The following is a 13,527-nucleotide window of genomic DNA, read 5'->3' as shown; positions in this document are numbered from 1 at the left end:
TCCCTTATTTTTTTCGTCGTGCAAAGATAGTTTTTAATATTTAAAAACCTAAAAGACTTTTATTGAATTTCTTCAGCGTTAACAAAAGCATAAAACCACTTGATAAACCTCAGAATTACAGCCCTCTAAAAACACCTGCGTTTTATGCGAAAATCAGCTATTCTACAGTGACACTTTTAGCCAAATTACGAGGCTGATCAACGTTTTTACCAAGCATTACCGCGATATGATACGATAACAATTGAAGCGGAATCGTAGTTAATAACGGAGACATAGAATCCATCACTTCTGGAACCTCGATCACGTGATCTGCAAGCCCTTTTACCGTTACATCGCCTTTAGTAACAATTGCAATAATTTTCCCCTTACGACTTTTGATCTCTTGAATATTGCTCACCACTTTGTCATAATGACCGCGGCGCGTAGCAATAACAATCACCGGCATATGCTCATCAATAAGCGCAATTGGACCATGCTTCATCTCAGCTGCAGGATAACCTTCTGCGTGGATGTATGAAATCTCTTTAAGTTTTAAAGCACCTTCTAAAGCAACCGGGAAATTGAATCCGCGACCTAGATACAAACAGTTAGAAGCATTTTTATATACCGAAGCAATCTCTTTGACGTGATCGTTGCTTTTTAACGCCTCTTCGACCTTTTCAGGGATCAGGCGTAACTCTTCAAGATGCATATGCAAGTCTGAAGTTGAAATACGTCCTTTGGCTTTCGCTACTTTCAATCCTAATAACGTAAGCACTGTAATTTGCGTGGTAAATGCTTTTGTTGAAGCAACACCAATTTCAGGACCAGCGTGGGTGTATGCGCCGGCGTGTGCCTCTCGAGAAATCGACGATCCTACTACATTACATACACCAAAAACAAAAGCTCCTTTTTCTTTAGCCAGCTTCATCGCAGCCATGGTATCTGCGGTTTCACCACTTTGAGAAATAGCGATCACGACATCATCTTTATCAATAACCGGATTGCGGTATCTAAATTCTGACGCATATTCTACCTCAACAGGTACGCGCATCAATTCTTCAATGATATATTCAGCAACTAGCCCTGCGTGCCAAGAGGTTCCGCAAGCTAAAATCACTAACCGTTTTGCATTGATGAATTTATCAATATGATCATCTACACCAGCCATCTTGATAACTCCTTTATTCTCACGCATACGTCCTCTAAACGTATCACGTATCGCTTGAGGCTGCTCGTAGATCTCCTTAAGCATAAAATGAGGATATCCTCCTTTTTCTATCTGCTCAAGATTGAGTTTTAATTCTTGTATGTAAGGCTGACTTACCAGTGCGTCATCTTGAATATTGAAAACTTTCACCTCTTTACCTCTGCGCACAATAGCCATCTCACCATCTTCTAAGTAAAGCGCGTTGTTTGTATATTCAATAAAAGGAGAAGCGTCTGATGCGATAAAATACTCATCTTCCCCAATACCTATCGCAAGCGGACTACCCAAACGAGCGACGACAATTTCGTTTGGTTTTTTCTTATCAAAAACCGCAATGGCGTATGCGCCCACGGTCTCGTTTAAAGCAATCTGAACCGCTTTACCTAATTTAACTTTTTGATTGCTCTGTACATCTTCAATAAGATTAACCAACACCTCTGTATCTGTGTCAGATTTGAAGGTATACCCACGCTTGGTCAACTCTTGCTTTATAGCATCATAATTCTCGATGATCCCGTTATGAATAATGACTAAATCTCCGGAATTTGAAAAATGTGGGTGCGAGTTAACATCATTAGGAACCCCATGTGTTGCCCAGCGCGTATGCCCAATACCCAAAGTACCTTCGGCAGTAATGGTTGACTCAACCTTAGTTTTGAGGTCATCTACTTTACCTTTAGTCTTACATAGTTGAATCTCTTCGCCATCAAACAAAGCAACCCCGGCGCTGTCATAACCGCGATACTCCAGTCGTTGCAAGCCTTTTATCACAACAGGATATGCTTGTCTATGACCAATGTAACCTACAATTCCGCACATAAAATGATATTAATTTGAAGCTTCTGAATAGAAAACTTTTAGCTTCAGTCGTTTTGCTTCAGGAACATTTACACTGCTTCCGTAGAGGATAGTACCGCGATTAGCAATTACCGAAGCATAAGGCACTCTATTAGGAATATCGCTATCAGTTTTACCTTCTATCGCAGCTGTGGCTGTAGAAAGTACATTTTGTGTAACTACTAACCCAAGTTTGGTTGTTGGAGTATCATTTTCAGGATCTAGCAATGCTTTATAAAATTCTGTGATTCTGATTTTATAGCTCACACCTTGCCCGTTATCATCAGTCTCTAACGGACCTAAATGCGTAGTGCCAACCGCTGTTATGGTTCCTGACGAACTAATAGTAGCATCACCTGAAAAATCACGCAAAGGCAAGTTGGTCTCCAGGTCATAAATATAAACGCGTTGTGGCTCAGATACTGAAGCACCAGCATATTGCTGAATCTTATCTTGATCTACAAAAAATTCTAAATTAGCTTCTCGAATAAGACGAGGTTGCGCACGCAGGGCATCAAGCTCATCGGGAATTCCGTTAGCGTCATCATCTACATCTTCAAACAGCTCAATAACAGCCATACTTCCCTGACCGCCTTTTAGATAAAGATTTTCTTCTCCGTTTTCTTTATCAATACCGGTCAGTTCTGTTTTGATCTCAGATTTAAAATCATTCTGATATCCAACCACACCATTTCCGGCAAGGCTTAAAGTTACACTTGATTGATTTCTTGAATCTTCTTCTCCCGAAGTGTAGTAAATCGCGATAGAAGTATTGGCTTTGTCAAAGAGAAAATAAGAACCACTACCATTTACTGGCTCGGCTTTTAAATAAACCCCTCTAAAGTAATTTCTAAACGAATTAGCATTAAACAGTACATCTTCGCCTCCCCGGTCTAAAATATTTTCTTGCCAATACGTTTCACCGTAAGCAGTCTCATCAAGACGAATGCGTAATCTAGGCGAATTACTGGTCACCTCATCATCCTCTCCATCTGTGGTAGCCGGCACTGTGGTCACCACAGTTTCATTAGATGGAACAAAGGTTTGCTGCATAAGCGTATCACCTTCTACCCCATTAAATTCAGTTAAATCATTAGAATAATATACCGCGCCGTTTTCAAAATCAGGTCCGTTATTAGAATTCAAGAAGTAATTAGATCTGAACGCTGTAACACGAATAGGATCTGAACCGTAAACCGAATCAAGTTCGTAAACGGTCTCATTCTCACTATTTACACTTCCGGTGCTAAAATAAGGCATTGTAAAAACCACCGAATCAACAACCGGATTGGTTCCAAAAGTAGAATTATAAGTACTCAAACTCACTTGACTAAGTGTCGAAGCCGTAGTAGAACCATATATTGAATCTTGATAATAACCTAAAACGCCGGCACTAAGTCCGTTTGTTTGCACGCCTAAAGAATCAAAAAAACGCTCGCTATATGCAGTTACCGGATAACTCTCGTTACCCGAAGTGAAGTTGCTGTCATCAACTAAACCGCTTCCCACCTCCAGAAAATCGTCTTCACAAGAAAAGAAGACAAATAGAAGCATTAGTAAACCTAATGTTCTTGTCAACACCGTATTCAATTTCATTCGTTTTTTTGTTTTTTTAATCTAGCACCTTGGTGGTATAGAACTCTTCGTACGCCTGCGCAAATTCTTCTCTCTTTTTATAAGGAAGCACAGGGATTTTAGTAACATTCAAATACTTGGAAAGATCTTCACTAAGTTCGGCAGAACCTACAATGGCAGCGTCAGAGTTTTTGATCGCTATTTTCATTAGATTCTCATAAGAAGGCTTTTCAAGCTCAGAGATTGAATCTTTGTCTATTCCGTCAAAAGCTATTTTATCAATTAATTGCTCATTTAACGTGTCATCAAACCCGGTATTATAAACAGAAGTCACAATTTTGCTTTGCTTAAAAAGCGGTTCGCTTGCATAAAACTGCTTTAAATATAAAGGCAGTAGTGATGCTAACCAACCATGAACGTGAATGATGTCTGGAGCCCAATTAAGCTTTTTAACCGTCTCTACTACACCCTTTGCAAAAAATATTGCACGCTCATCGTTGTCTGCAAATAAGTTTCCGTCCTCGTCAGTAAACGTAGCTTTTCTTTTAAAATACTCTTCATTATCTATAAAGTAAACCTGAATACGCTCTTTAGGTATAGAGGCAACTTTAATGATAAGCGGCATGTCAAAATCATTTATGACCAAATTCATTCCGGAAAGCCGTATCACTTCGTGAAGCTGGTGCCGTCTCTCATTAATATTGCCATAACGTGGCATAAAAATGCGAATTTGACCTCCTTTACTATTTACCATTTGAGGAACCTCAAACGACATTGATGCGATCTCTGTCTCTGGCAAATAAGGTATAACTTCAGATGATACGTACAATATCCTCTTATTTTTCATAAATGTGCTTCTAAGTTTCTGTTAAGGCTAAAAAACACGCAAAATTACGAAATTTTATGCAGATTGCCAGTAATATAGTAATTTTGCCGCCTGTTAATTTAATCGGGATGCACGTATATACCAATAGACCAGAAATTTCTAGTGCTGTTGCAAAACACAAAGAAAAGGGCCTTAAAATAGGTTTTGTACCTACTATGGGCGCTTTGCATAGAGGTCATGGAAGTCTATTTAATTTTGCTTTAGAAAACTGCGATGTAGTCGTTGTGAGCATCTTTGTAAATCCTACACAGTTCAACAATCCCGCAGATCTTGAGACCTACCCTAGAGATTTACAGGCAGATCTTGAATTTTTAGAGCACATCAACCCCAACCTGCTTGTTTTTGCCCCGAGCACGACAACGATTTATGGAAGCCAAATTAAAGCCTTAGATTTTAATTTTGACGGATTAGATCAAGTGATGGAAGGCGCGTTCAGACCCGGTCACTTTGAAGGTGTTGCCACCGTATTAAAATATCTATTTGAAATTGTAAATCCGGATATGGCTTTCTTTGGCGAAAAAGATTATCAACAGCTTCAAATCGTAAATAAATTAGTTGAGATCGAAAACCTACCGGTACAGATCGTAGGTTGCCCTATCAGCCGCCACGATGATGGCCTTGCTGAAAGCTCAAGAAATAAAAGACTCACTGTAAAACAGCGTGAAGCCTCGCCTTTTATTTACAAAACCTTAATGCAAGCAAAAGAACATTTTAACGACCAAAGCGTCGAAGATGTCGTACATTTTGTTGAGCAAGAATTTAAAGGAAAAGAGCATCTTGAACTTGAGTATTTTGAAATCGCAAACGCAACTACACTGAAGCACGCCACGACCAAAAAAGCCGAAGACAAATACAGAGCATTCATCGCTGTTTTTGCCGGTGATGTACGACTCATAGATAATATCGCCCTAAATTAAAAACCTTATTTTTACACCATGTTAGTTAACGTTGTAAAATCAAAAATACACCGCGTAAAAGTTACCGGCGCCGAACTTCATTATATAGGTAGTATTACCATTGACGAAGATCTTATGGATGCAGCCGGTGTTATTGAAGGAGAACGTGTACAAATCGTAAATGTTACCAACGGTGAACGCCTGGAGACTTATGCGATTCCCGGGCCACGCAAAAGCGGGGAAGTCACCTTAAATGGTGCTGCTGCTCGTAAAGTCGCAAAAGGCGATATCCTTATTCTTATCACCTATGCTTTTATGGAGCTGGAAGAAGCTAAAGCGTTTAAACCTTCTCTAGTTTTCCCTAACGAAGAAACTAATTTGCTCAATTAACTTGAGCAAAAAATCCCTCATAAAATTATTGAAAGTTGCCATCCCGTTGGGGATCGGGATACTTTTGATCTATTATTCGTTAAGTTCGGCCACAACACAAGAGCGCGCCATCCTTTGGAACAACATTAAGGACGCACCTCCAGTTTACATCGCTGTTTCGCTCATGTTTGGCGTTTTAAGCCATCTATCCCGAGCTTATCGCTGGCAGTATCTTTTGCAACCTATGGGCTACCACCCCAAATTAAGCAATAGGTTTATGGCGGTTATGGCAGCTTATTTGGCTAATTTAGGCATTCCTCGAAGTGGAGAATTGTTGCGCGGGGCGCTGCTTACCACTTATGAAGATGTCCCTTTTGAAAAAGCTTTTGGCACTATAATTTCAGAACGTATTGCCGATTTTTTGATGCTTCTTTTAGTAGTAAGTATTGCTATTGTTTTGCAAACCGACACCTTATTAAGCTACCTACACGAACAAAATATCAATCCGCTATATACCGTATTGTTTTTAGCTGCCGGCGTACTACTCATCGCTCTGGGCTTTAAAATTATACAACGAGCCAAAACAGGAATATTAGCTAAGCTCAAAGACTTTATGGCCGGCCTCGTAGAAGGCATGAAAAGCATCTTAAAAATGCGGAACAAATGGGCGTTTATAGGACACACCTTCTTTATTTGGATCATGTATATTTTGATGTTCTGGGTGATCAAATTCACGATTCCTGAAATATCTTATGCTTCTACAGGTGTTATTCTTGCTGCGTTCGTGATTGGTTCGTTTGCCATTTCTGTAACTAACGGCGGGATCGGGGTATATCCTATAAGTATTGGCGCCTTATTTATTTTCTTCGGCTTTAGCAAGGAAGGTGGTGAAGCTTTTGGGTGGATCGTTTGGGGATCTCAAACCTTACTCGTGCTGGTTTTGGGAGCTCTTTCTTTTTTATTGCTTCCTATTCTCAACAGGAAAAAATAAGCATCTTCGGTTTGATTAATAGGCGGTAGTTAACTTGAGAATAATGTTTAACTTCACCTTGCCTTAATCTACTTTTCCATGAAAAAAATACTACTCCTGATATTGCTTGCATACAGCAGTATCAATGCTCAGGTGCTTTATGAATCTGTACCTTCTTCAAAATTCAACGAACCCCGAAATGTAAAAATTCAGCTTCCGCGTAATTACGAAGCAAACGAAGATAAATATTACCCGGTCATTCTAGTTCTCGACGGTGATTACCTTTTTGAGCCGGTAGCCGGAAGCGCTGATTATTATAGCTATTGGGAAGACATGCCACAGGCGATCATCGTTGGCGTGATGCAACCTGACCGCATGGAAGACACCGTTTATGACGATGCTAATTTTTTACCTACCGGTCAAGGAGCTGACTTTTTCGAGTTTTTAGGAATGGAACTTTTACCATGGCTCAACAAACAATACCGTTTAGCACCGTTTAATGTAGTTGTAGGTCACGACGCCACCGCCGGTTTTGCTAATTATTATTTGATGAAAAATCCGCCATTATTCAATGCTTATATTTCGTTGAGTCCCGACTTAGCTCCGCAGATGAATGAGCGTCTTACAACCATTTTGAAGCAAACCGAACAACAAATTTTTTATTATCAAGCAACAGGAACTGAAGATATTCCTTCGTTAAGAGAAGAAACTTTAGCGCTTCACCAAGCCCTAAGCGGAATAGAGAATGAAAAGTTTCATTATTATTTTGACGATTTTCAAGATGCCACCCATTATTCTTTGGTAGGGCGTGCTATTCCTAAAGCTTTAGAAAAAGTGTTTGCGGTTTACCGCCCCATCAGCAAAAAAGAATTCACCGAAAAAATACTTAAAGTTGATTCCCCGTTTGACTACTTGATCGAAAAATACACGGTGATGCAAAATCTTTTTGGTCTAGACGACAAGATCAGGATCAACGATTTTATTGCGATTGCAGCAGCCCTCGAGAAAAAATCTGATTGGGATGGTTTTGAAAACCTTGGTAAATTAGCAAGTAAAGAATACCCGGAAACCATTTTAGGCCCCTACTATTTGGGACGCTCCTATGAGGGTAATGGCGAGCCTAAAAAAGCTATGCGCACGTATGAAGGCGCTCTCGTTCTAAAAGAAATAGGCGATATAAATAAAGATATTCTTGTTGCGCGATCGCAACAGATTAAAGATGATTTTGGATATTAATGGCAAAAGTAAAAACAACCTTTTTCTGTCAAAACTGTGGTGCCCAATTTGCTAAATGGCAAGGGCAATGCACTTCGTGTAAAGAATGGAACACTATTGCAGAAGAAGTTGTACAAAAAGTTGAAAAAACAGGCTGGAAATCAGAGCCGCAGTCCACTAAACGTGTAGCTAAACCACAACGCATCAAAGAGATTGACACCACTAAAGATGCTCGGTTGAACACAGAAAACAACGAACTCAATCGCGTTTTAGGAGGCGGGCTCGTTCCCGGTTCACTCACACTATTGGGCGGTGAACCCGGTATAGGTAAAAGTACACTGATGCTGCAAATAGCACTAACCTTACCGTACACCACGCTTTATGTTTCTGGGGAAGAAAGTGCGCAACAAATTAAAATGCGTGCAGAACGAATTAATCCTGCTGCTGAAAATTGTTTGATTCTTACCGAAACCAAGACGCAAAACATTTTTAAGCAAGTTGAAGCGGTGAATCCAGACATTGTGATTATCGACTCGATACAAACGCTGCATAGCGATTATATTGAAAGCGGAGCGGGAAGCATCTCTCAAATTAGAGAAACCACCACAGAACTCATTAAATTCGCTAAAGAGACCGCCACCCCGGTTATTCTCATCGGTCACATTACAAAAGATGGAAACATCGCCGGCCCAAAAATTCTGGAACATATGGTTGATACCGTGCTTCAGTTTGAAGGAGATCGCAATCACGTTTATCGCATTTTGCGCGCACATAAAAACCGTTTTGGATCTACCAGCGAACTTGGGATTTATGAAATGCAAGGCAGTGGTTTGCGTGAAGTTTCTAATCCTTCAGAAATACTGATCTCTAAAAATGATGAGGATTTAAGCGGAACAGCGATCGCTGCAACTTTAGAAGGAATGCGGCCGCTTATGATAGAGATACAAGCACTTGTAAGCACCGCGGTATATGGCACCCCACAGCGTAGCGCAACGGGGTATAATGCTAAACGCTTAAATATGATCCTCGCCGTTTTAGAAAAACGCGCAGGCTTTAGACTGGGCGCCAAAGATGTGTTTTTAAATATCACCGGTGGAATTTCAGTAGACGATACTGCGATAGATCTTGCCGTGGTTGCTGCTATATTATCGAGTAACGAAGATATTTCGGTTGCTAAAGATATTTGCTTTGCTGCTGAAGTAGGCCTTGCCGGAGAAATACGCCCGGTTACCCGTGTAGAACAACGCATACTTGAAGCTGAAAAGTTAGGCTTCGGTACAATTATGATTTCTAAATACTGTAAAGTTCCGAAGAACAACTACGGAATCACCATCGTACGCGTTGCTAAAATGAACGATGTGGTAGAATGGTTATTTGGCTAAAAAGAAATCCTTATGCATAAAAAAAGCGCCTTGATCAAGGCGCTTTTCTTTTTATCTGCTCTGTGGTTCCATTATCCTTTTGCGGTCGCACTTAAGTATTCACGGTTCATACGCGCGATGTTCTCTAAAGAAATTCCTTTAGGACATTCAATCTCACAAGCTCCGGTATTGGTACAGTTACCAAAACCTTCCAGATCCATCTGGCGCACCATATTCTCAACGCGCTCCACAGCTTCAACCTGACCTTGAGGTAACAAAGCATATTGCGAAACTTTAGCTGAGGTAAATAACATAGCACTTGCATTTTTACAAGCAGCAACGCAAGCTCCACAACCAATACAAGTAGCTGCTGCAAAGGAATCGTCTGCGTCGTGTTTATTTACAGGAATGCTGTTCGCATCAATGGTATTCCCCGAAGTATTTACTGAGATATACCCTCCTGCGTGCTGGATACGATCAAAAGAAGAACGGTCAACGATCAAATCTTTTATAACCGGAAATGCAGTTGCTCTAAATGGCTCAATAACAATGGTATCGCCATCTTTAAATTTACGCATGTGTAATTGACAGGTAGTCACTAGACGGTCTGGACCGTGTGGTTCTCCGTTGATCTGTAAAGAACACGCCCCACAAATTCCTTCACGACAATCGTGATCAAACTCTACCGGATCATCTCCTTTAGCAATAAGCTCCTCATTTAAAACGTCTAGCATTTCAAGAAAAGACATATCATCTTCAATCCCGTCAATAGGATAAGTGACCATCTTTCCTTTTGCGTTAGCGTTTTCTTGGCGCCATATTTTAAGTGTAAGTTTCATATTTCTTTAGATTTTAGTATTGAGTATTGAGTCGCTAAGCATTAACACTTCGTAGCTCAACACCGGCATCTATTTATAACTTCTAGTTTTTAATTCAATATTCTTGAATTCTAAATCTTCTTTGTGCAGTTGGGCTTCTTTAGGCTCGCCTTTGTATTCCCAAGCAGCTACATATTTAAAGTTCTCGTCATCTCTGAGCGCTTCACCTTCTTCGGTCTGGTATTCTTCTCTAAAGTGACCTCCACAAGATTCATTTCTATGTAAAGCATCTTTTGCGAAAAGCTCACCTAACTCAAGGAAATCAGCTACTCGACCGGCTTTTTCCAGTTCGGCATTTTTGCTTTCAGCAGCTCCGGGAACTTTTACATTTGCCCAGAAATCCTTACGCAGCTCAGCAATTTCTTCAATCGCTTCTTTTAAGCCTTGTTCGTTACGCGCCATTCCACATTTGTTCCACATGATTTTACCCAATTTTTTGTGGTAATAATCAACCGAATGTTGCCCTGAAGCATTCATTAGACGTGCGATTCTATCTTTCACATCTTTTTCTGCTGCATCAAATTCTGGAGTTTCAGTAGAGATTTTTCCGGTTCTAATATCTTTTGAAAGATAATCTCCTATCGTATATGGAAGCACAAAATAACCATCAGCAAGACCTTGCATCAATGCCGAAGCTCCTAAACGGTTAGCACCGTGATCTGAAAAGTTTGCTTCTCCTACAGCATAACAGCCAGGAATCGTAGTTTGTAAGTTATAATCAACCCAAAGACCACCCATAGTGTAATGCACCGCAGGGTAAATCATCATAGGAGTCTCGTATGGATTTTGATCTACGATCTTCTCATACATTTGAAAAAGGTTACCGTATTTAGCCTCAACAACCTCTTTTCCAAGCTTTATAATCTCTTCCTTAGACGGATTTTTATGTCCTGAAGTATACGCTTTTTCCTTTCCGTAGCGCTCAATTGCACTAGAGAAATCAAGATACACAGCCTCTCCTGTTTTGTTCACTCCAAATCCGGCATCGCAGCGCTCTTTTGCTGCTCGTGAAGCCACATCTCGAGGAACCAAGTTACCAAAGGCAGGATATCTACGCTCTAAATAATAATCTCTATCTTCTTCTTTAAGCTGTGTTGGTTTTAGTTTTCCGGCACGAATAGCTTCTGCATCTTCTTTCTTCTTCGGAACCCAGATACGACCATCATTACGCAAAGATTCTGACATCAACGTCAACTTTGACTGGTGATCTCCCGTTACCGGAATACACGTAGGGTGAATTTGCGTGTAACAAGGGTTTGCAAAATATGCTCCGCGACGGTGTGCTCTCCAAGCTGCCATCACATTACAACCCATTGCATTGGTTGATAAGAAAAATACGTTTCCATACCCACCACTTGCTAATACTACCGCGTGCGCCGAGTGACGCTCGATCTCACCGGTAACCATATTACGAGCGATGATTCCTCGTGCTTTGCCATCAACAAGAACCACATCCATCATTTCGTGACGGGTATAAGATTTGATCTTTCCACGGTTAATTTGACGGTTCATTGCAGAATAGGCTCCTAAAAGCAATTGCTGCCCTGTTTGTCCTTTAGCGTAGAAGGTTCTGGATACCAAAACCCCACCAAAAGAACGGTTATCTAAAAGACCACCATATTCACGCGCGAAAGGAACTCCTTGCGCCACACACTGGTCTATAATATTTGCTGATACTTCCGCAAGACGATATACGTTAGCCTCACGTGAGCGGTAATCACCACCTTTTACGGTATCGTAAAATAAACGATAGTTAGAATCACCATCTCCCTGATAATTTTTTGCCGCGTTGATCCCTCCTTGTGCTGCAATAGAGTGCGCACGACGTGGAGAATCCTGATAGCAAAAAGTCTTTACATTATATCCTAACTCTGCCAGTGTTGCCGCAGCACTACCTCCTGCAAGACCGGTACCCACAACGATAACATCAATGTTACGTTTGTTAGCTGGGTTTACCAGGTTGATATCGTTTTTATGTTGTGTCCACTTATCTTTAAGAGGACCTTCTGGAATATTTGATTTGAATGCTGACATCGTCTAGTGATTAAAATGATGAAACAACGCGATGAAAATAAATCCGGCAGGAATCACGATTGCATAAACTTTTGCAAACTTTTTAAGCCCTCTCGCATACTTGTTATTGAAGCCTACAGACTGAAATGAAGAAGCAAAGCCGTGATACAAGTGCAATGCTAAAAAAACAAAAGAGAGCACGTATAAACCTGTTCTTACCGGGCTGTGAAATTTCTCAACTAATTCCCCGTAATAACGCGTCGCGTCGCTCGGGTTTGCTTCGATATACTTGTAGGCAATTTCCGGAAACCAGAAATCATAAAAGTGAAGTCCTAAAAAGGCTAAAACAACAATACCGGTATAAATCATATTACGACTTACCCAGCTCGAATTTGTGTTTCCTTTGTAGCTTACATAACTCACCTTTCTTGCCGAACGGTTACGCGCTTCTAGAATGAAACCCATCACAAAGTGAAAGATAACCCCAAAAATAAGTACCGGCTGAAGAATCGCCTGTACTAAGAAATTAGTCCCCATAAAATGAGAAAACTCATTAAAGGTTTCAGGGCTAAAGGTCGAAGTAAGGTTAATTGTAAAATGCTGACCTAAAAACAATACAAGGAACAAACCTGAAAGTGCCATAGCTACCTTTCGGGCGATAGAAGAGGAAATGATTCCCATTTATTTACGTTTTTAATTTAGTGGCACAAATTTACGGCTCAGCGGTTTGTTTCACAAACATTGTGGCTGCTTTTGGAATCGTTATAAATAAGAAGAAAAATGTTCAACAAAGCCTTCGAAAACCTTTGAAATCAAGGGTTTTTGTTGAACAAAAAATTTAAAGAATGTTTAAAATCTATCTTCCTCGACCAATCTGAATAAGATATACACGCCGATAAAAGCAATCGATTTCCTACTAAGCTTTTGGTTAAGCGCTTCGGTCAATCATCCATATCATTCAACTGAATTTCTAATGCTTGTGTGCTGAGCTGCACTTCAGTAAAAGAAAGCGCCAGTGAAATCATTAGCGCCACCAAACTCACCCCAAAAACAACATTAGCCCAAACTGATTTTTCGATATAGATAAAGAACATCGTGATCACTGCCAGCAAAAAACTTACGATCGCCATAGCCTGCATCGCTTTGATGATACCTAATCTACGTCTCAATTGATAGATCTGGGCTTTTATAGGACTTGAGGATTCTTCCTGATAGCGTTTATATAACTCCCTAATGAGCGCTGCGATTGCCAGATATCGTGCGTTATAAGCCAGCATTGTTAGCGATATCGCCGGAAATAACAATGCCGGTATACTTAAACTTAATTCCATTTGCATT

12 protein-coding genes are annotated in these 13,527 nt (G+C 40.4%); 5 read left to right on the top strand and 7 right to left on the bottom strand.

All coding sequences use genetic code 11. The features are described from left to right. Nucleotides 1-157: 157 nt before the first annotated feature. The 3 genes from glmS to BUA96_RS05565 are packed head-to-tail and all read right to left on the bottom strand — an operon-like array spanning nucleotide 158 to nucleotide 4,448. A complete protein-coding gene (glmS, locus tag BUA96_RS05575) occupies nucleotides 158-2,008 on the bottom strand; it encodes a glutamine--fructose-6-phosphate transaminase (isomerizing) (protein ID WP_072981179.1) in 1,851 nt (616 codons plus the stop codon). A 9-nt stretch (nucleotides 2,009-2,017) separates the two neighbouring features. After that, complete coding sequence (locus BUA96_RS05570; RefSeq protein ID WP_072981177.1) at nucleotides 2,018-3,622, bottom strand: BamH family beta-barrel-assembly machinery protein; 1,605 nt, start codon at nucleotides 3,620-3,622, stop codon at nucleotides 2,018-2,020. Between the two features lie 16 nt (nucleotides 3,623-3,638). Then, the gene (locus BUA96_RS05565) at nucleotides 3,639-4,448 is read right to left on the bottom strand and encodes a glycogen/starch synthase (RefSeq protein WP_072981175.1); all 810 of its coding nucleotides are present in this window, start codon (nucleotides 4,446-4,448) and stop codon (nucleotides 3,639-3,641) included. 107 nt (nucleotides 4,449-4,555) lie between these two features. Between BUA96_RS05565 and panC the strand changes: the two genes are divergently transcribed. The 5 genes from panC (at nucleotide 4,556) to radA (ending at nucleotide 9,319) form a co-directional block, all read left to right on the top strand. Next, entirely contained in the window at nucleotides 4,556-5,404 is an 849-nt protein-coding gene (gene panC / locus BUA96_RS05560; RefSeq protein ID WP_072981788.1) for a pantoate--beta-alanine ligase, read from the top strand. Between the two features lie 18 nt (nucleotides 5,405-5,422). Next, nucleotides 5,423-5,773, top strand: a complete 351-nt coding sequence (panD, locus tag BUA96_RS05555) for an aspartate 1-decarboxylase (RefSeq protein ID WP_072981173.1) — start codon at nucleotides 5,423-5,425, stop codon at nucleotides 5,771-5,773. Between the two features lie 28 nt (nucleotides 5,774-5,801). Further along, nucleotides 5,802-6,743, top strand: coding sequence for a lysylphosphatidylglycerol synthase transmembrane domain-containing protein (locus BUA96_RS05550; protein ID WP_233430611.1), 942 nt, complete (start codon nucleotides 5,802-5,804; stop codon nucleotides 6,741-6,743). Nucleotides 6,744-6,821: 78 nt separating this feature from the next. Continuing rightward, a complete protein-coding gene (locus BUA96_RS05545; protein ID WP_072981170.1) occupies nucleotides 6,822-7,958 on the top strand; it encodes an alpha/beta hydrolase in 1,137 nt (378 codons plus the stop codon). Continuing rightward, the gene (gene radA, locus BUA96_RS05540) at nucleotides 7,958-9,319 is read left to right on the top strand and encodes a DNA repair protein RadA (protein WP_072981168.1); all 1,362 of its coding nucleotides are present in this window, start codon (nucleotides 7,958-7,960) and stop codon (nucleotides 9,317-9,319) included. The genes BUA96_RS05545 and radA overlap by 1 nt, the downstream gene beginning before the upstream one ends. Before the next feature lie 71 nt (nucleotides 9,320-9,390). Here radA and BUA96_RS05535 read toward each other — a convergent pair whose 3' ends face one another. The 4 genes from BUA96_RS05535 to BUA96_RS05520 form a co-directional block, all read right to left on the bottom strand. Then, the gene (locus BUA96_RS05535; RefSeq protein WP_072981167.1) at nucleotides 9,391-10,137 is read right to left on the bottom strand and encodes a succinate dehydrogenase/fumarate reductase iron-sulfur subunit; all 747 of its coding nucleotides are present in this window, start codon (nucleotides 10,135-10,137) and stop codon (nucleotides 9,391-9,393) included. Nucleotides 10,138-10,206: 69 nt separating this feature from the next. After that, complete coding sequence (locus BUA96_RS05530) at nucleotides 10,207-12,210, bottom strand: fumarate reductase/succinate dehydrogenase flavoprotein subunit (protein ID WP_072981165.1); 2,004 nt, start codon at nucleotides 12,208-12,210, stop codon at nucleotides 10,207-10,209. Between the two features lie 3 nt (nucleotides 12,211-12,213). Further along, nucleotides 12,214-12,870 (bottom strand): succinate dehydrogenase cytochrome b subunit, encoded by a 657-nt coding sequence (locus tag BUA96_RS05525; RefSeq protein WP_072981163.1) that lies wholly within the window; start codon nucleotides 12,868-12,870, stop codon nucleotides 12,214-12,216. Nucleotides 12,871-13,130: 260 nt separating this feature from the next. Further along, nucleotides 13,131-13,520, bottom strand: coding sequence for a DUF2721 domain-containing protein (locus BUA96_RS05520; RefSeq protein ID WP_072981161.1), 390 nt, complete (start codon nucleotides 13,518-13,520; stop codon nucleotides 13,131-13,133). Between the last annotated feature and the right edge of the window lie 7 nt (nucleotides 13,521-13,527).

Source organism: Leeuwenhoekiella palythoae (assembly GCF_900130045.1).
Classification (GTDB): Bacteria; Bacteroidota; Bacteroidia; order Flavobacteriales; family Flavobacteriaceae; genus Leeuwenhoekiella; species Leeuwenhoekiella palythoae.
Note: the sequence above shows the minus strand (reverse complement) of the source record. Positions and strands in the feature narration are given on the sequence as shown.